This is a genomic window from Pseudoduganella guangdongensis, assembly GCF_009857475.1.
Classification (GTDB): Bacteria; Pseudomonadota; Gammaproteobacteria; order Burkholderiales; family Burkholderiaceae_D; genus Rugamonas; species Rugamonas guangdongensis.
In genome coordinates this window covers 259,564-278,826 of sequence record NZ_WWCJ01000006.1, presented here as the reverse complement: position 1 = coordinate 278,826, position 19,263 = coordinate 259,564, and the positions used below count along the sequence as shown (strand labels likewise).

14 protein-coding genes are annotated in these 19,263 nt (G+C 67.3%); 6 read left to right on the top strand and 8 right to left on the bottom strand.

What is annotated here, in order from left to right; translation table 11 throughout:
• The first annotated feature begins 54 nt into the window (after positions 1-54).
• From GTP41_RS10625 to GTP41_RS10600, 6 genes are all read left to right on the top strand, one after another.
• Positions 55-207 (top strand): rubredoxin, encoded by a 153-nt coding sequence (locus GTP41_RS10625; RefSeq protein ID WP_028104578.1) that lies wholly within the window; start codon positions 55-57, stop codon positions 205-207.
• A gap of 148 nt (positions 208-355) precedes the next feature.
• Complete coding sequence (locus tag GTP41_RS10620) at positions 356-754, top strand: response regulator (protein WP_161025548.1); 399 nt, start codon at positions 356-358, stop codon at positions 752-754.
• Positions 755-784: 30 nt separating this feature from the next.
• Positions 785-1,150 carry a response regulator transcription factor gene (locus GTP41_RS10615; RefSeq protein WP_161025547.1) on the top strand — a complete coding sequence of 122 codons (366 nt, stop codon included), beginning with the start codon at positions 785-787 and terminating at the stop codon, positions 1,148-1,150.
• A gap of 3 nt (positions 1,151-1,153) precedes the next feature.
• A complete protein-coding gene (locus tag GTP41_RS10610; protein ID WP_161025546.1) occupies positions 1,154-1,699 on the top strand; it encodes a chemotaxis protein CheW in 546 nt (181 codons plus the stop codon).
• Positions 1,700-1,755: 56 nt separating this feature from the next.
• A complete protein-coding gene (locus tag GTP41_RS10605; protein ID WP_161025545.1) occupies positions 1,756-4,083 on the top strand; it encodes a methyl-accepting chemotaxis protein in 2,328 nt (775 codons plus the stop codon).
• A gap of 24 nt (positions 4,084-4,107) precedes the next feature.
• Positions 4,108-10,104, top strand: a complete 5,997-nt coding sequence (locus GTP41_RS10600; protein WP_229502813.1) for a hybrid sensor histidine kinase/response regulator — start codon at positions 4,108-4,110, stop codon at positions 10,102-10,104.
• A gap of 80 nt (positions 10,105-10,184) precedes the next feature.
• Here the strand turns inward: GTP41_RS10600 and GTP41_RS10595 are convergent, their stop codons facing one another.
• From GTP41_RS10595 to GTP41_RS10560, 8 genes are all read right to left on the bottom strand, one after another.
• On the bottom strand, positions 10,185-10,970 hold the full coding sequence (locus GTP41_RS10595; RefSeq protein WP_161025544.1) for a ChaN family lipoprotein: 786 nt from the start codon (positions 10,968-10,970) through the stop codon (positions 10,185-10,187).
• Positions 10,971-10,989: 19 nt separating this feature from the next.
• Positions 10,990-11,670, bottom strand: coding sequence for an energy transducer TonB (locus tag GTP41_RS10590; RefSeq protein ID WP_161025543.1), 681 nt, complete (start codon positions 11,668-11,670; stop codon positions 10,990-10,992).
• Entirely contained in the window at positions 11,667-12,482 is an 816-nt protein-coding gene (locus GTP41_RS10585; RefSeq protein ID WP_161025542.1) for an ATP-binding cassette domain-containing protein, read from the bottom strand. Before GTP41_RS10585 ends, GTP41_RS10590 begins: the two co-directional genes overlap by 4 nt.
• Positions 12,483-12,494: 12 nt before the next feature.
• Positions 12,495-13,541: a FecCD family ABC transporter permease gene (locus GTP41_RS10580; RefSeq protein ID WP_161025541.1), complete on the bottom strand. Its 1,047-nt coding sequence runs from the start codon at positions 13,539-13,541 to the stop codon at positions 12,495-12,497.
• Positions 13,538-14,434 carry a heme/hemin ABC transporter substrate-binding protein gene (locus GTP41_RS10575; RefSeq protein WP_161025540.1) on the bottom strand — a complete coding sequence of 299 codons (897 nt, stop codon included), beginning with the start codon at positions 14,432-14,434 and terminating at the stop codon, positions 13,538-13,540. Before GTP41_RS10575 ends, GTP41_RS10580 begins: the two co-directional genes overlap by 4 nt.
• Positions 14,422-15,504, bottom strand: a complete 1,083-nt coding sequence (locus GTP41_RS10570; protein ID WP_161025539.1) for a hemin-degrading factor — start codon at positions 15,502-15,504, stop codon at positions 14,422-14,424. Before GTP41_RS10570 ends, GTP41_RS10575 begins: the two co-directional genes overlap by 13 nt.
• Positions 15,505-15,514: 10 nt before the next feature.
• A complete protein-coding gene (locus GTP41_RS10565; RefSeq protein ID WP_161025538.1) occupies positions 15,515-17,692 on the bottom strand; it encodes a TonB-dependent hemoglobin/transferrin/lactoferrin family receptor in 2,178 nt (725 codons plus the stop codon).
• 167 nt (positions 17,693-17,859) lie between these two features.
• Entirely contained in the window at positions 17,860-19,245 is a 1,386-nt protein-coding gene (locus tag GTP41_RS10560) for a cryptochrome/photolyase family protein (RefSeq protein ID WP_161025537.1), read from the bottom strand.
• Between the last annotated feature and the right edge of the window lie 18 nt (positions 19,246-19,263).

The window sequence follows — 19,263 nt, the reverse complement described above, 5'->3', positions numbered from 1 at the left end:
AGAGGATGACTCAACGTGAGCAGCATTGAACCAAGCCAGGAATTCCAAAGCTGGATGTGCCTGATCTGCGGCTGGATTTATGACGAAGCCGCCGGCTTGCCGGAAGAGGGCATTGCGCCCGGTACCCGCTGGGCCGACGTGCCGATGAACTGGACATGCCCGGAATGCGGCGCGCGCAAGGATGATTTCGAGATGGTCGCCATCTGAATTAACTTTGTGTCAATTGAGTTTCCGTTAACCTAATAGGTGTTTCAAAGTAGTCATTTAAATAAGTGTTTCTTTTAAGCAGCAGATCCCGCCACAGGCCAATCCCCTGTGCTATCGTAGCGAAGATTAAAAGGTTAACTTCTGCCAAATGACGACAACGCCGCAAGGAACTGGACTGAAAATCATGGTGATCGACGATAGCAGCACTATCCGTCGGTCCGCTGAAATTTTCCTGACCCAGGCTGGCTACCAGGTGGTGCTGGCCGAGGATGGCTTCGATGCGCTGGCCAAGATCAACGATCACCAGCCGGCCCTGATTTTCTGCGACATCCTGATGCCGCGCCTGGATGGCTACCAGACTTGCGCGCTGATTAAGAAAAGCGCCAAGTTCCACTCCACCCCGGTCCTGATGCTCTCCTCCAAGGATGGCTTGTTCGACCGCGCGCGCGGCGCCATGGTCGGCTCGGCCGCCTACCTGACCAAACCCTTCACCAAAGATAGCCTGCTGGCTGCGGTGCGCGAGCACACGGCGGCCGCCAGCGCATAAAAAATACACTCGCATTACTAGAGGCAAAGCATGGCCATTCAACGAATCCTGATCGTCGACGACTCGCCAACCGAGCGTTACTACCTGACCGATATCCTGGTGCGCAGCGGTTTTACCGTGTCCACCGCGGAAAACGGCGAAGAAGCCCTGGCCAAGATCAAGGCCGACAAACCGCAACTGATCCTGATGGATGTGGTGATGCCTGGCCAGAACGGTTTCCAGGTCACGCGCGCCATCGCCAAGGATCCGGAACTGCAGGACGTGCCGATCTTTATCTGCTCGTCCAAGAACCAGGAAACCGACCGCATCTGGGGCATGCGCCAGGGCGCCAAGGACTACCTGGTCAAGCCGGTCGATGCGGCCGAGCTGCTGGCGAAAATCGCCGCGCTCGGTTAAGCCATGGCCATCGACCAGCAGGCGCCGACCGGCGCTGAACGCCGCAGCCGCCTGCGCCAGTACCAGGTGACGCTGCTCGAACGCATGCAGGCCGCCAAGGCTGGCACCGGCAATTCCGGCCGCGAGCTGGGCGTGCTGCTGGGCGGCCAACGCTGCCTGCTGGACCTGACGCAGGTCGGCGAAATCGTGCCCTACCAGGCTGTGACGGCGGTGCCGCTGGCGCAGGACTGGTATCGGGGCCTGGCCAATATCCGCGGCAACCTGGTCGGTGTGGTCGACCTGGCCCGCTATATGGGCGAAACCGGCAGCGTACCGGCGGCGGATAGCCGCCTGGTGACTTTTGCCGGCCACCTCGGCTTCAATTGCGCCATCCTGGCCGGGCGCGTGCTCGGCCTGCGCAACCTGGACGAGATGGAGCAACAAGCACCAGACAGCCGGCTGCCCGTGTGGGGCAGCCAGCAATTCTTAGACCGTGACGCGCAGGTGTGGACCAGGCTGGACCTGGCCGAACTGGTGCGCGAAGCACGATTCCTGCAAATCGGCCTGTAACGCGCACCGCTGTCCAGCGGACGCCAAAATATCAAAAGCTATCGGGGGACGTAGTAATGGCAATTAAATGGTTCTCGCGCTCCGCACCGGAGACCAGCGCTGAGCTGGGTTCCAATTCGGAGTTCTCCAGTTTCAGCCACTCGCAATATGGCAACACCGCGGTGGCGGAAGCCGTCGCCGAACCGGCGCTGGCGGAAGCGGCCGCAGCGGCCGACGCCGCCGATGCCGGCGGCGTGCGCGGCCTGCTGCAGCGCTTGCGCAGCAGCGCGGTGGGCGAGGGCGCGGCCAACGTCAAACTGCCCCTGATCGGCCACCTGCCGAGCCAGCGTCAATTGAGCCTGCTGACCAGCACCCTGGGCGTGTCGATCATGCTGTCGGTGCTGTTCGTGGCGTGGAACGCGTACAACAGCGGCGTGTCGTCGACCCGTACCCAGATCGCGTCCGACGTGCTGATGCACTCGCAGCGTATCGGCAAGGCGGCGCCGAATGCGATTAAAGGCAATAAGGACGCCACGGCGCAGCTGGAAGATTCGCGCAATGAGCTGAACCGCGCCTTGCTGGTGCTGGCCGACGGCGGCCGCTATGGCGGCCGCTCGATCATTTCGGCGCCCGGCTCGGTGCTGCCGGTGCTGAACGATGCGCGCAAGAAGTGGTCAGCCTCCGACAAGGCCGCGGCCACCATCGCCAAGTACAAATGGGACTTGGCCGGCCTCGACGAAACCCTGCAAAAGCTGAATGCCATGTCGCCCGACCTGCTGGCGCTGACTGAGGAGGTGACGCAGGCGCGCCTGCGCCAGGGGGGCAGCCCGAAAGAGCTGGCGGCCCTGGGCCGGCTGGGCATGCTGACCCAGCGCATGAGCCGCAGCGCCTCGACCTTCCTGACCGAGGGCGGCATTTCCTCGTCCGAGACCGCGTTCCAGCTCGGGCGCGACGCCACCGTGTTCCGCCAGACCGTGGACGGCTTCCTGGGCGGCAGCTCGGCGCTCGGCCTGCCGGCCGTGAGCGACAGCGAAACGCGTGAAAACCTGCAGGCGCTGAAGAAGGGCTTCGAGGATTACGACAAGCTGGTCAAGTTCATTCTGGACCGTCTGGAAAAATTCTCCGCCGCCAAGAGCGCGGAACGTCTGCTGTTCGCCGAGAACGAGCAGGTGCGTGCCAGCTTCGCCACCCTGCAGGGCAAGCTGCGCGAGGAACAGGACTCGCTCGGCATCGCCTTCTGGCTGATGGTGGTGGGCCTCTTGATGACGCTGGTGTCCGCCGGCGCGATCGGCCGCGTGCTGCTGCTTGATTCGCAAAACCGGGGCCGCGCTTCCGAGCGTCGCCGCCAGGAAGCGGAAGCCATGCGCCTGAAAGCGCAGCAGCAGGAAGAAGAAGCGAAGGCCATGAATGAGCAGAACCAGGCCGCGATTCTGCGCCTGATGAACGAGCTGCAGGAAGTGGCGGACGGCGACTTGACCGTGCAGGCCACCGTGTCGGAAGACATTACCGGCGCGATCGCCGACTCGGTTAACTACACGGTGGAAGAGCTGCGCGGCCTGGTGGGCCGGGTGACGGTGACGGCCGAGCAGGTGACGGCGGCGTCGACCCACGCGCAGGGCATCTCCACCGACCTGCTGAACGCATCGCAGGCGCAGTCGAAGGAGATTCAGGACGCGTCCAACACCGTGGTGAAGATGGCCAACGAGATTACCGACGTGTCGCGCAGCGCGGCCGAATCGGCGGACGTGGCGCGCCAGTCGGTTGCGGCGGCGCGCCAGGGCGCGACGGCGGTGCAGAACGCGATCAAGGGTATGGACGAGATCCGCGAGCAGATCCAGGAAACCTCCAAGCGCATCAAGCGCCTGGGCGAATCGTCGCAGGAGATCGGCGAGATCACCGAGCTGATTTCCGACATTACCGAGCAGACCAACGTGCTGGCGCTGAACGCGGCGATCCAGGCGGCATCGGCGGGCGAAGCGGGCCGCGGCTTCTCCGTGGTGGCGGAGGAGGTGCAGCGCCTGGCGGAACGTTCGGCGGAAGCGGCCAAGCAGATCGGCGCGCTGGTGAAAACCATTCAGACCGACACCCACGACGCGGTGGCGGCAATGGAAAAATCCACCCAGGGCGTGGTGGAGGGTGCCAAGCTGTCCGACGCGGCCGGTACCGCGCTGCAGGACATCTCGCAGGTTTCGGACCGCCTGGCGGAGCTGATCCAGGGCATTTCCTACGCAACCGGCATGCAGGCGACATCCGCCAACGGCGTTGCGCATAATATGCAGCACATCCTGCAGGTGACGCAGCAAACCCAGGACGGTACCCAGCAGACGGCATCGTCGGTGCGTAAGCTGACCGTGCTGGCTTCGGAGCTGAAGAACTCCGTGTCGCGCTTCCGTATTGGCGCCTAAGTTGTGGCTTAAATTATTGAATCTATGAGCAAACCTGATTTTTCCTTCACCGCCTTGCCGCAATACGACACCGGGCCGCTGTCCTGGGTCATGGGGGAAATCCGTGAAGCGCTGGCCCGATCCCGCACTGCGTTGTTCGAGGCCGGCGGGCGCGATCCGGAAGATCAGACGACGGCGCTGATGCACGCCAAGTCCCACCTGCACCAGGCGCACGGCGCCCTGCAGATGGTGGACGTGGACGGCATCGCGCTGCTCACGCAGCTGGCCGAAGTGGTGCTGGACCGCATGCGCGACGGCACCTTGAAGTGCACGCCGGACCACGTGCAGCTGCTGGCCAATATGTACCAGGCACTGGTGGAATTCCTGGAGGAGCTGCTGGCCGGCGCGCCGTTCCAGCCGGTGCGCCTGTTCCCCTTCTTCCGCGACGTGCAGGATTTGCTGGGCATCGACCGCGTGCACCCGGCCGACCTGTTCTTCCCGGACGTGTCGCACGTGCCGGAGCTGCCGGCGGCCTTGCCGGCGGCGGGCGTGCCGAGCGCCCCTCCTGATTACAAAGCCCTGCGCCAGCGCTACGAGCGCGCGCTGCTGCCATACCTGAAAGCGGGCGACGCCGCCAGCCAGGCGATCCATGCGGCGGCGCTGCAGGCGGCCATCACCGATGTGGCGGACCAGCAGCGCGAGCAAAAGGCGCGCGTGTTCTGGCGCGCCATGCAGGCCTTCTCCGAGCTGGTGGTGGGCGGCCAGCAGGAGAGCAACCGTTACGTCAAACAACTGTTCGGCCTGATCAACCTGCAGCTGCGCCGCCTGTCGGCCGGCGAGCCGGACTTGCCGGACCATGTGCTGCGCGAGGCGCTGTTCTTCATCGCCTCCAACGACCCGGCCCACCTGCCGCCGCTGGCGCGCCAGCTGCGCGCCGGCTATGCGCTGGACGGCATGGTGCCGCACGATTTCGAAGGACGCCGCTACGGCCGCATCGACGACGCGGCCCTGGCCACGGCGCGCGAGGGCATTGCACAGGCGCGTTCGACCTGGCAGCGCATGGAAGGCCAGGACGCCAGCGCGGAGCTGGAGAGTGAATTCGGCGAAGCGCTGGCCAGGGTGGCGACAGCCAGCGACCAGCTGGGCCTGGGCGCGCTGGCGGCGCTGATGCGCCAACTGGCGGAGGCGGCGCGTAAGGTCGCCGGCGCCGGCCGCAGCGAAGCGCTGGGACTGGAGATGGCCACTTCGCTGCTGTTCGCGGAGCACGGCATCGCCCAGATCCGCCACCTGCCGGATGATTTCAACGCCCACGCCGATACCATCGCGGCGCGCCTGCAGGCCTTGCAGGTCGGCGGCGCGGTGCCGGAGGCGTCGCAGTGGCAGGGCAGCCTGGCGCGCCAGCTGCACGAGGACGACACCGTGGTGGCGCTGGCGCTGGAAATGAAGACCGGCCTGCGCCAGGTTGAGAAGGTGCTGGACGAGTACTACACCGACCCGGCGCACCGCGCCGAACTGGCGGACCTGGACAAGGTGCTGCACCAGCTGCACGGCGCCTGCGCCATCCTGGACCAGGATGATGCGATGAACGCGGCGGCCCATGTGCGGATCGAGATCGGGCGCCTGGCGGCCGGCAACGCCGACCCGGCGCACGAAGCGAAAGCGCTGGACGAGATCGCGCAGAACGTCGGCGCGCTGGGCTTCTTTGTCGACATGCTGGCGCAGAATCCGGCCGGCGCGCGCGAGCGCTTCACCTTCGACCCGGAGCATGGCACCTTCCGCGCCGTGCCGTTCAAGAAGATTTCCGGCCCGGAGTCGATCCCGGTGCTGGAAGAAGCCCTGCCCGAGCCGGAAGCGGCGCCGGAGCCGGTGCTGACCGCACCCGTGCCGGAGGCCACCGCCGCCGGCGACGAGGCGGTGGAAGCCGAACTGCTGGAGATCTTCATCGGCGAGGCGCAGGAAGTGCTGGCCTTTGTCGGCGAAACCCTGGCCCGTCCGCACAGCGAGATTTCCAGCGTCGACACGCTGACCATGCTGCGCCGTTCCTTCCACACGCTGAAGGGCAGCAGCCGCATGGTGGGCCTGAACCGCTTCGGCGACGGCGGCCACGCGATCGAGAAAGTGATGAACCTGTGGCTGGCCGAGGAACGCGCCGGCAACGAGACCTTGTTTGCACTGCTCGACTACGCGAGCGCTGAAATGGCGGCATGGGTTGAAGAACTGGCGACTACCGGCCACTCGGCCCGCAGCGAAGCGCCAATCGTCGCCGCCGCCGCGCGCGTGCAGGAGGGCGGGGCGTTCGAGCATCCCGGCTCCACCGCGCAAGCCGCCGCGCCACTTCCTGTCGCCGAAGCCGAAGCCGAAGCCGATGCCGCCTTCGCCGACGCGCCATCCGCCAGCGCCGAGCCGCCCGCCGCCGACGCCGACGCCGACGCCGGAGAGCCTGTCGGCGGCGACGCCGTCGCAGAGACCGACGCCGCCGACGATGCCGCGCCATCCGCCGCCGACGCCGAGACCGGCGCCGCCGCATTCATCCTTGAAGAACTAACCCTCGACGCCCTGCCAGCGCAGCCCGAGGAAGAGGCAGCGCCCGCAACGCGCCCAACAAACGTCATCGAATTCCCTAGCGCCACCGCGCCGACCCCGCCCGCCCCGCCAGCGGACGACAACATGAAATTCGTGGGCCGCCTGGCGATCCCGCTGCCGCTGTACAACATCTACATGGCCGAAACCGACGAGCTGGTACGCCTGCTCTCGCGCGATTTCGGCGAATGGCGCCACGAACAGCGCCCGGTCAATGCCGAAGCGCTGCATGCCGTGCACACCCTGACCGGCACCTCCGGCACGGTCGGCTTCAAGCCGCTGCGCGAGCTGTCCTACGCGCTCGAGACCACGCTGCAGCAACTGCAAGCCCCGGCCCCGCACCTGGACGAGGCCCAGCACGACCTGTTCGACTTCGCCATTGAACGCATCCGGCAGATGCTGCAAAGCTTCGCCACCGGCGAACTGCCGCCCGAGCAACCGGAGCTGATCGACGCCCTGCACAAGCTGCGCGACACCCTCGCGCACCCGCCGGAAGCCGGCCACGCGCTGGACGCGCGCCTTGACAGCATCGTCGGCGAACCGGCAACGGAGGTGCTGGAAGAGCGCCTGGACGCCCTGTTCAGCGACACCTACCACAGCCTGCTGGCCGACCCGCCGCCAGCCCCGGAACGCGTGGAAAAGCCGAAGCAGGAAGTCGTCACCCAGGACGCGAACATCGACAACCTGTTCGACGCCGCCTTTGACGACGCCTTCGACGCGCCCGCGCTGCAACAAGCCGCCCCCGAAGCCGAAGCGCTGCACCTCGTGCCGCCCGTCGACAGCACCGCCGAAGCCGCCGCCGAAGCCGCCTCTGCGCCTGCCGATGCCGATTCCGCTGCCGTCGCAGCCCCCGCCAACGACGCCGAAGAGACCATCACCGAAACGGTGGACGCTGCCGACCAGGCCGACAACGCCGAAGCAAGCGCCCTGCAAGCCGAGGAAGACGCCGCGACCGCCGAAGCAGCGATGGAGATCGACGCCATCGACGCCACCGCAGCCGCCGCAGGCGAAGCGATCGACGACGCGGTCGACCTCGACCACGCCGCCCCAAGCGAAGTGCAGGTCGTCGAGCTGGAAGAAAGCCCGCACCTGCTGGGCGCCAGCCAGACCGACCTGCACGACGAGCTGGACCCCGACCTGCTGCCGGTCTTCCTGGAAGAAGGCGCCGACCTGCTGCCGCAGATTGGCGAAACCCTGCGCGCCTGGCACGCCAAGCCGACCGATTTCAGCCACGCCCACAGCCTGCAGCGCGTGCTGCACACAGTAAAAGGCAGTGCACGGATGGCCGGCGCAATGCGCCTTGGCCAGCACGCCCACGAAATCGAAACGCACATCGAAAACATGGTGCATGCGGGCAGCGCCTCCCAGCACTCGTTCGACGAGTTGATGGCGCACTACGACCACGCCCTGCTGCTGTTCGAACAACTGCAAAACCCGGAAGCCTACGCCGCCGCGATGGCCGCCGCCCAGGCCGCCGCCGCCGCCGAACAGGCTGGCGAGCCAGCCCCGCAGGCAGCCGACAGCGCCGCAGCCGCCACGCCATCGCTGGCCGCCCTGGCCGCGCGCCTGGCCTCCAAGCCGCTGGCGGCAGCGAAAGACGACGCCGACAGCGCCGCCAAATCGCCGCTGGTGCGCGTACGCGCCGACATCCTCGACCGCCTGGTGAACCAGGCCGGTGAAGTGTCGATCACCCGCTCGCGCCTGGAAAACGAAGTAGGGTCCCTGCGCACCGCAGTCTCCGACTTCAACGAAAACTTGAACCGCCTGCGCCGCCAGCTGCGCGAAGTCGAAATGCAAGCCGAATCGCAGATCGCCTCCCGCATGTCGATCGCCGGCGAACGCGAATTCGACCCGCTGGAGTTCGACCGCTTCACCCGCCTGCAGGAACTGACCCGCATGATGGCCGAATCGGTGAACGACGTGGCCTCCTTCCACGAAGGCCTGATCCGCTCCATCGACAGCGCCTCCGGCGACCTGGGCCAGCAAGCCCGAATGACGCGCGACCTGCAGCGCGACCTGATGCGCGTGCGCATGGTGCCGTTCAACAGCATCTCCGAGCGACTGTTCCGTGTCGCGCGCCAGGGTGCGAAAGAAACCGACAAGCGCGTCAACCTCGACATTCGTGGCGGCGGTGTGGAAATGGACCGCAGCGTGCTGGAACGCATGGCCGCGCCGTTCGAACACCTGCTGCGCAACGCCATCGTGCACGGCATCGAACAACGCGAACGCCGCGTCGAGCATGGCAAGGGCGAAACCGGCGAACTGCTGGTGCAAGTGAGCCAGCAAGGTAACGAAGTGGTGCTGGAGTTCAGCGACGACGGCGCCGGCCTCGACCTGGACCGCATCCGCAGCAAGGCGCGCAGCGTCGGCCTGATTGGCGAAACCCAGGAAGTGAGCGACGCCGAAGCGGCCAACCTGATCTTCCAGCCCGGCTTCTCCACCGCCGACACGTTGACCGAACTGGCCGGCCGTGGCGTCGGCATGGACATCGTGCTGTCCGAGGCGCAAGCCCTGGGCGGACGCGTGGAAACCTTCAGCGACCCTGGCAAGGGCACGCGCTTCACCATCCGCCTGCCGCTGACGCTGGCCGTCACCCAGGTGGTGCTGATCGCCGCCGGCGGCCGCACCTTCGCGGTGCCGGCGCTGATGGTGGAGCAGGTGCTGCAGATGAAAGAGGGCGCGCTGGCGGAGGCGACTTCCAAGGGCGCCGTGGTACATCACGGCCAGCACATTGCGCTGCGCTACCTGGCAACCCTGCTCGGCGACGGCGAAGCGCGTCCGCTGCTGCAACGCTCCTCGCCGGTCATGATGCTGCGTAACGGTTCCGACCGCGTCGCGCTGCATGTCGACGAAATCGTCGGCAACCGCGAGGTGGTGATCAAGAACATCGGCCCGCAGCTGTCACGCATGCCGGGCATCGCCGGCGCAACCGTGCTGGGTTCGGGCGAGATCGTGTTGATCCTGAATCCGGTGGCGTTGCAGCTGCATGTGGCGCAGCATCCTGAACTGGCGCCGCGCACCGCCGCGACGCCGGCCCCGGCGCCGGCGGGTGGCGCGGCAGGTGCCGAGCCGGCTGCCCCGACCCGTGCCCATGGCACGGTGATGGTGGTGGACGATTCGCTGACCGTGCGCAAAGTGACCCAGCGCTTGCTGGAGCGCGAGGGCTACCACGTGATGCTGGCGAAGGACGGCGTGGATGCGCTGGAGCAGATGCAGGATCGCCTGCCGGAGCTGATGCTGGTGGATATTGAGATGCCGCGCATGGACGGCTTCGACTTGACGCGCAATGTGCGCGGCGATGAGGCGACGCGCGAGATTCCGATCATCATGATCACGTCGCGTTCGGCGGACAAGCACCGCAACTATGCGCTGCAGCTGGGGGTGAACGCCTACTTCGGCAAACCGTTCCAGGAAGACATCCTGCTCGGCGCGATCGCCGGCTTGCTGCCGCAAAACCGCTAGAGTTAAGTGAAACCGGTAAAACCGGAGAACCAGGTTCCGACCCTTAGGGGCGTACCTTGGTTCTCCGGTTTCCTGGTTCCTCAGCGCGCCTGAAACTGCGCGCACTGATCCGGCCGCGCATGCGCCGCCACCACCTCGTTCCGATCGTACTGCCCGGCAGCCGCCTCGGTATATCCGATACTCACCGCCTTCACCCTAAGCCACTGCGGCACGCCGACATCATTCCGCACGTGTCCATTCCCCGCCAGCAGCACCGCGCCGCGCTGGGCGTGCGCTGACACCACTTGCGCCATCACCACATCCCGCGCCACCTGCGCCCGCACCATGCCCGGCGCCATCGCCTCCGGCAGCATATTGCAATGCCCATCCTTGATCGCCTGCACCTGCCCGCTGACCAGCGCAGCCGGCAACGGCTGGTCCAAACGGTAGGACTGGATAGTCGCGCCATCCAGCGCCGCCGCAAAGCCATCGCGCATCACCTTGCCCGCGTCCGCGCGCGACAGGTTCGCCGCCAGCAGCGGCAGCTTGTATTCCAGCGCCAGTTCAATCACCGGCTTGTACAGCGTCCATTCCCAGCGCGCATTGCCCGAAGCCGCCTTGATCACACAATCAGCATCCTTGCAGCTGGCCAAGGCGCCGTCCAGCGCCTGCTGGTGCTCGCGGTCGAACTGCTCCATGGCGATCGCCGGACGCCAGCCTGCTTCCACCTTGCTGCGGATGAAGGACAGGCGGCGCTCATGGCCTGCAGGATTGTCGTGGACTTCGCCCAGCAGGTACACCGCCGGCGCGGCCGGCGGCTGCGAGCCGGTTGCGGCGCAGCCGGCCAGCAGGAGCAGGGGGAACAGGAGTGGAAGCGAACGGTTCATAAAGTCGGGGTGCTTTCAGTCAGATGAGGTTAAAACGAATCGGGAATTCCACCCAGCTGGCAATGGCCTGCTCGCCGGCCCGCGCCGGCAGGAAGCGCCAACTGCGCACGGCGCGCAGGGCGGCGTCGTCAAACAGGCGCTGGCCGCTGCTGCGCGCCAGCCGGATGTCGCCGGGGCGGCCATCGGGCTCGACCCAGACCCGCAGCAGCACGGTGCCTTGCACGCCCAGCTCGCGCAGCGCCATCGGGTATTCCGGTTGCGGGCTGTGGGCGTGGTCGGGGCGTGCCATCTGCACCGGAGCGGGTTCCGGTTTTGCGACCGGTGCCGCCGCCACGGCAGCTTGCAGCGGAAGCTGCGGCGCGGCTGGTGCCTGCGCGCCAGCATCTGCCGCCGTTGCGGGCGGCAGGTCCGGTGCGGCCTGCGCGGCCGGCGCCGCAGTCGCCGCTACTGCGGTGCGCGCCAACAGCGGCGCTGGGTTGGCGGCCGGCGCCGGCAGCGCTTTGGCGCGCCGCGCCTCGGGCTTGGGCGGCCGCGCATGCGCCTGGCGCGCCACGGCCGGCAGCACCAGCATGATGGCTGTTACCTCCTGCTGCGCAGCGTGGCCGCGTGGCTTCTGCTGCAGGAAGGCCAGCAGCAATGCCGCGTGCAGCAACACGCAAAGCGCTGCGGCAGCCGGGTGGCGGCGTCCCGGGAAGTTCATGCCTGCAGGCGCGCCGCCGTGCGCGGCACGGTACGCCGCGGCGTGACCACCAGGTCGCCGGCGTCGTTCAAGGCGCTGCCCAGGCCAATGCCGTACAGCGCCTCCAGCGCCGGCAAGGCGCCAACGTCGGCCGCTAAGTCACCCACCAACTGGCCGTCGGCCACCAGCAGCAGGCGGTCGAAAGCCAGCATGGCATGGTTGATGTCATGCAGGATGGCGAGCACGGCATGCCCGCGCTGCGCGGCAAAGGCGTCCATACTCTCCAGCAGGTCGAACTGCAGGCCCGGGTCGAGCGCGGCCAGCGGCTCGTCCACCAGCACCAGTCCGGCCTCGGCGTCCCACAACTGGGCGAAGATGCGCGCCAGTTGCACGCGCGCCTGTTCGCCGCCGGACAGAGTGTCGTAAGTGCGGCCCAGCAGGTGGCCGGCGCGCGCCAGGGTGGCCGCTTCGCGCACGATGCGCTCGCCCTGCGGGTCGCTGGCCAGTGCCACGCGGCCCAGGCCGATCACCAGCTCCACCAGCAGGCCGTACGCCACGTCCGAGCCTTGCGGCAGCACCGCGCGGCGGCGCGCCAGCGCGGCTTTTGGCCAGCGGCGCAGGTCCTGCTGCTCAAAGCTGACGGTGCCCTGAGCGCAGGGCAGCTCGCCTGTCATCATGCGCAGCAAAGTTGATTTGCCGGCGCCGGACGGGCCCAGCACCGCAATGCGCTCGCCCGCGCGCAGCGACAGGTTGAAGGGGCCGAAGTGCTTGGCGCCCAGGCGCGCCGTGGCGCCATCGAGCTGCAGCAGGGGAGGGGGAAGGATTTGATGCATGCTTGCTCCCGTTCAGGCCAGGCGGCCGCGCGCACTGCGCAGCATGGCCAGGAAAACCGGCGCGCCGAGCAGCGCGGTAAAAATGCCCACCGGCGCTTCGGCCGGGATCATCGCGGTGCGCGCAATGGTGTCGGCCACCAGCATCAGCAGCGCACCCAACAGGCCGGACAACGGCACCAGCACGCGCTGGTCGGCGCCCTGCCAGCTGCGCACGATGTGCGGCGCCACCAGGCCGATAAAACTGATCAAGCCACTCCAGGCCACGGCCACGCCGGTCAGCAGCGCCACCATCAGCACCAGCTGCGTGCGCAGCGAAGCGACATTCACGCCGACATGGGCGGCAGCCGCTTCGCCCAGCGCCAGGGCGTTCAGCGTGCGTGCCAGGCGGTTGACGCGCCACAACGCGAGCGCCACCACCACGGCCAGGATGCCGCATTGCATCCAGCCGCCGCCGGCCAGCGAACCCAGGGTCCAGAAGGACAGGCTGCGCAACTGTTCATCATTGGCCAGGTAGGTGCACAGGCCGACGATCGCCATGGCGATTGCGTTGAAGGCCATGCCGGCCAGCAGCAGGCCGGTAATGGAGCCTGGCGTCAGCCAGCGTGCGCCGCGATCGAGCGCCATGCAGACGGTGAAGGCGCCCAGCATCGCCATCAGCGGCAGCAGCCAAAGGCGCAGCGATGGCGGCAAGGCCAGGTTGGCCAGCACCACGATGGTCAGCGCGGCGGCGCAGGTGGCGCCGCTGCTCACGCCGAGCAGGGTGGGGTCGGCCAGCGGGTTGCGGAACAGCCCTTGCGTCAGCGCGCCCGACATGGCCAGCGCCACGCCGACCAGGATGGCGAACAGCGCGCGCGGCAGGCGGATATGCCACAGCACATAGCTGCCGCCGGTCAGCTCGCCGCCCGACGTCAGTGCCAGCCAGTCGTCCAGCACCACCGGCACTGCGCCAAACGTCACCGCCGCCACTGCGGCAATGGCCAGCAGCATTGCCAGCAAAGCCGCCGGCGCCAGCCACGCCCGCCGGGCGGGCAAGGCGGCAGCATGTGCGGCCGCCGTCATGCAGCCATCGCTTTCGTCAGCGCCGCATCGAGTGCCGCCAGGGCAGACGGCAGGCGCGGGCCGAAGCCCAGCAGCTGCATCGCCTCCAGCGCCACCACGCGCCGCGCGCGGCCGGCCGGGGTCTGGCCGATGCCGGGCATGGCCAGCACGTTCGGCACCCCGCCGCGCACCTGCAGGCCCTGCTCGGTGAGCAGGATCACGTCCGGCTGCGCCGCGATCACCGCTTCCGGCGTCAGCGGCTTATAGCCGGTGAAACCAGTGATGGCGTTGCTGGCGCCGGCGTAGCGCAGCATGGCGTCGGCGCTGGTCTCGGTGCCGCTCACCATGGCCTGGCCTGGCGCGTGCGACATGATGAACAGCACCTTCGGCCCCTTGCCGCCGCGCGCCTGCAGTTGCGCCTGCACTTGCGCAGTCACGCGCGCCCATTCCTGCTGCAGTGACTGCACCAGCTGCGCCGCCTGCGCCTTGCGCTCGACGATTTCGCCCACGCGCTGCACACGCTCGACCAGGCCTTCAAAGCGGTGGTTGGCGGGCAGCACCGACAGCGGCACGCCGGCGGCGGCAATCTGCTTCAGCACCGTTGGCGGGCCGGCTTCCTCGCTGGCGATGATATGGGTCGGCGCCAGGGCCAGCACGCCCTCCGCCGACAAGGTACGGGCATAGCCCACATTCGGCAGCTTGCTGGCGGCAGCCGGGAACTGGGAGGTGGTGTCCACCCCAACCAGCTCGCCTTGCGCTTGCAGGGCGTACATGATTTCGGTCAGTGCGCCGCCGACCGCCACGATGCGGCGGTTGGCTGCGGCGGCATGCGCTGCCGGCATCAGGCCTGCCAACAGCAGGGCCGAGAATTGCGCCAGGTGGGCGCGGCGGGCGGGGTTGGTCAGGCCTGGCATGCTGCAGCCTCGTCCTGGAGCTTATCGACCAGCGCGCGCCATTCGCACAGTTCCGGTTTGCCCGGTTTGCGCTCGCCGAAGAACATGGCGATGGTTTCGCCCTGCGCATCGAAGAACTCGACCGAGGTCACCATGCCGTCCACGGTCGGCTTCTTGACGATCCAGGCACGCGCGATATGGTCTTCGCGCAGGTGCAGGTTAAAGCCCGGATCGAGCACGTTGAGCCAAGGCCCCATGGTGGCGATCTTCTTTACCGGGCCGGAATGGATCTGGATCATGCCGTGGTTGCCGACGAAGACCATGATGGATACGCCTTCGCGCGCGGCGGCCTGCAGCAGTTCGCCGGCCGCGCTGGCCTCGACTTCCTGCACGAATTCCGGCTGCGCCAGGCGCAGGGCCTGGGTGCGGCTCACATTGAAGCGGCGCAGCATGCCGAAGAATTCATGCGTGTCGCGCAGCGAAGACCAGGCGGCGCGCATGCCCGCCACGTCGATCTGCGCATCCGGCGTTTCCGCTGCGGCGCTCGGCGCCGGCTGCACGGCGATGCCGCTGGACTGGTCTTCGGCACGGAAGCGCGCCACCAGCGCGTGGTACGCCGCCACATTGCTTTGCGGCTTGATGAAGATCTTGTGGATGGCGGTGCCGGCGGCGTCGAAGAACTGCAGGCTATGCTGCACGCTGTCGGCGCCGGATTCGGTCACGTCAAAGCCGTGCGCCCAGGCATGGTAGAACACGCGCAGGTCGATTTCACCGCCCAGCACCAGGCCCACTTTGCCGTTGTGGCTCGCTTCGCGGTAGACGCCGGTCTTCTCGTGCACGCAGGACGGGTTGCGCGTCAGCGCCATGACCTCGCCTAGCGGCTCGATCGCTTCGATGATGCCGCTCCAGTCCGGGTTCAGGCGCGTGGCCTGCAGGATGCAGGTCTCGCCGTCGGCGCTGGCGCCGGCGTGGTGGGCGATCAGCTCGCCCTCCGACAGTTTCAGCTTCTCAGCGATATCGCGGTGGCGGGCTTTGGCTTCGCGCCGTTCGCGGGCGAAGGACTGGCGGATGCTTGCGCTGCTATGGGTCATGAAGATCTCCTTAGAAGTCGTAACGGACGGAAGCCTGCAGGTTGCGGCCAGGGGCGGTGTACGCGTCTTTCACGGTGCTGTTGTCAGCCACGCCGCGCACGTCGGACCAGCGCCAGTAGGTGCTGTCGAACACGTTGTTCAGGTTGAGGTTGACGCTGAGATTGGTCTGCGCACGCCAGGTCAGGCCCAGGTCGGCCACGGTGCTGCTGCCCGGCGCGAACAGGCCGGCCGGCAGGCGGTCTTTGTCCTTGGCGGCGTTGTGCTGCAGGTTCAGGCGCGCGCTCCAGGTGGCGGCATCGTAGCGCGCACCGAGGGTGACGCGGGTCGGCGCCACGGTGTCGAGCGGGGTCTTCTCGCCATCGGCCTCGCTGTCGCCGCGCGCGACGGCAAAGCCGGCGTTGACTTGCCACGATGGGTCGATGCGCCACTCGGCGCGGCCTTCCACGCCACGGATGGTGGCTTTGGCCAGGTTGATGTACTGGAAGACCAGCGGATCGGCCGGGGTGCCCGCGCCGCGCACTACTTGCTGGCTGATGAAATCATCGTAGCTGTTGTCGAACGCCGCCAGCGAGGCGCGCAGGCCGCCGAACTTGGCGCGCACGCCGATCTCGAAGCTGTTGGCGCGTTCCGCCTTCAAATTCGGGTTGCCGATGCTGGTGTAGCCGGAAGCCAGGTTGGCGAAGCCGTTGTTGACCTGGTCCGGGGTCGGCGCGCGGAAGCCTTTCGACCATTGCGCATACGGCGCCAGGGCCGGGGTGGCGCGCCACACCAGGCCGATGCGCGGGGTCAGCGCATTGTCGGACAGGGTGGCCAGGGCGCCGGTGTAACCGTTGGCGGACGGCGACAGCTTGTAACGGTCATAGCGCAGGCCCGGGATCACGCTCAACTGGCCGGCCTCGATCTCGTCCTGCAGGAAGGCGCCGGCCAGGGTGTAGTCGGTGTCCGGGAACGGGCGGGTCGGGAAGGTTTCGCCGAAGGGCGGCACGGTGCCATCGCGCACGCCGCTCACCTTGGTCTTGCTCCAGTCGCCGCCATAGCTCAGGCGCTGGTTGAGGGTGCCGGACAGGTTGGTTTCCAGCTGGGTCGACAGGCCGAAAATGTCCTGGCGGTAGGTGTTGTTGCGGGTGCGGTCGGCCGCCGTGTTGCGGTCTTCCAGCGACAGCTGCGACACCTTGGCTTCCTGGCGGAAGATGCGGGTTTCCGCGCGCTGCAGCAGCGGCGCATTCAGGTCGCTGTAGCGGTGCTCGAAGGAGATGCGGTCGCGCGCGATGCGGTCGTGGGTGTCGAGGTCGATGGCGGAGGTGCCGGCCAGCGGCGGCACGGCGCGCGCCGAATACACCTCGGTATCCTGCTTGCGGTCCTGGGTTTCCAGCGTTACGCCGAACTGGTGCGCGGCGCTGGCGCTGTACTGCGCCTTGGCCAGCACGGAGCGGTTGTTGTAATCGAGCGGGTTGGGCGCGGTGCGGCTGGCGTTCAGCGCCTCGTTGCGGCCCTGGTTGTCCACCTCATGGCCTTGGCGCTTGGTGACCTGCACCAGGCCTTGCCAGGCGCCGGAGCGGGCGGCGGCGCCCATGGTCGCATGCCACGATTCGTCGACACCGGCGACACCGGCGCGCACGAAGCCGGCGGCATCGCGCCCGCGCAGCAGGTCGGATGGCTCGGTGGTGCGGAAGCTGACCGCGCCGGCCAGGCCGTCGCTGCCGAACTGGGTCGAGGCCGGGCCGCGCAGCACGTCGGCCGAGCGGATCGCGTCCACGTCAAGGTAATCGCCACGACCGGTCGAGAAGGAGGAGAAGGTGAAGGCGTTCGGCACGCGGATGCCGTCGATCGTCATCAGGACCTGGTTGCCTTCCAGGCCGCGGATGTTGATGCCCTCATTACCGGCACGGCCGGTCGCGGCGCCGGCGGCCGAGAAGCGGGTGGGGGCTGAACGCACATCCACGCCCAGCTCATTGCGGAACAGGTCCTTGATGTCGCGCGCACCTTCCTGCTCGGCCTTTTCGGCGGTGATCACGGTGACCGTGTTCGGCACGTTGTCGACGCGGCGTTCGGTGCGGGTCGAGCTGACCGTGATTTCGTCGAGGCGGACGGTGGTTTCCGGGGTGGGGGAGGTCTGGGCGGAGACGGCGGCTGGGAGCGATGCCCAAGCCATACCGACTGCCAGCGCCAAAGTGGATTTGCGCAGCACGGGAGTTCCTTTTGAAAGAATGCACTCGGGCTGGCAGGGCGGCGGCTAGCGCTTGGGGGCTGGCAAATGCGAGTTGGTACAGGGTTAAACGGTTAGTGTGAGCCGATTGTAAACGAGAATCATTCGCATTGCAACGTTAAAAAAAATGGGGACGTACCCCATTTTTTTCAGGTGGTTTTAACCACCGCGTAGCGTTCCAGCGTACGCTTGCGCGCCTCGTCATGCTCGACGATCGGGTTGCGGGGCAGGTGAATTTCCTTGGCGCTCAAACCCGCCAGCTGCGGCAGGTAGCGCTTAATGAACTTGCCCTCGGGGTCAAACTTCTGCGATTGCGTGACCGGGTTGAAGATCCGGAAATAAGGCTGGGCATCGCAGCCCGATGAGGAAGCCCATTGCCACCCGCCATTATTGGCCGACAGGTCGAAATCATTCAGGTGCAGCGCGAAATACGCCTCGCCCCAGCGCCAGTCGATGCCCAGGTCTTTGCACAGGAACGAGGCGGTCACCATGCGCAGGCGGTTGTGCATATAGCCGGTGCGATTCAGTTGCAGCATGGCGGCATCCACCAGCGGATAGCCGGTGCGGCCCTCGCACCAGGCGGCGAACAGTTGCTCCGCCGCCGGCCCGCTTTCCCATTCGATCTTGTCGTAAGCCGGCTTGAACGAGCCGCCCACCACATGCGGGTTGTGGTACAGGATCTGCATGTAGAACTCGCGCCAGATCAGCTCCGACAGCCAGACCGCGCCGCCTTCGCCCGCCGCGCCGCGCGCCGACATGGTCATCACCGTGCGTACCAGGTGGCGGATCGAGACGGTGCCGAAGCGCAGGTGCATCGACAAATACGAGGGCCCTTTAATGGCAGGGTAGTCGCGCGCCACGCCGTAGTCGGCCACGCGGCCCAGGAATTCGTCGAACAGCTGCGGCCCGTTGCCGATGCCCAGTTCGTGCAGGTTGGTGCGCGCGAAACCGATGTCGGCCAGCGCCGGCAGCACGCTCTGGCCCGGCGCGAAGCGGCCCGGCTGGTGCGCGCTGCCCGGCTCCACGCTCCATGGCGCCAGCACCGAGGGATCGGCTTCCAGCTTGCGCAGCCAGGCGTTCTTATACGGGGTGAAGACAGAGAAGGGATTGCCGCCCTGGGTCAGCACCTCGTCGCGCTCGAACACCACCTGGTCCTTGAAGGTGCGCAGCCGGCGGCCGGCGCCGGCCAGGGCGCGCGCCACCGCTTCGTCGCGGGCAATCGCGGCCGGTTCGTAATCATGGTTGGCGAAGACGGTGGCGGCATCCAGCTCGGCGGCCAGGGCGGGAATCGCGCTTTCCGCCCCGTCGTGCCGCACGATCAGGTGGCCGCCGAGCGCCTCCAGCTCTGCAGCCAGGGCGGCTAGGGTGTCGTGGATGAATTCCACCCGGCGGTCGGCGGCGGGCAGGGAATCCAGGATGGCGCGGTCAAATATGAAGGCGCAGTAGACTGTTGCACCTGAGGCAAGTGCATGGTGCAAGGCGGCGTGATCGAACAAGCGGAGGTCGCGGCGCAACCAGACGAGGGCGTTTTTCATGGCTGGATCGGCAATTCA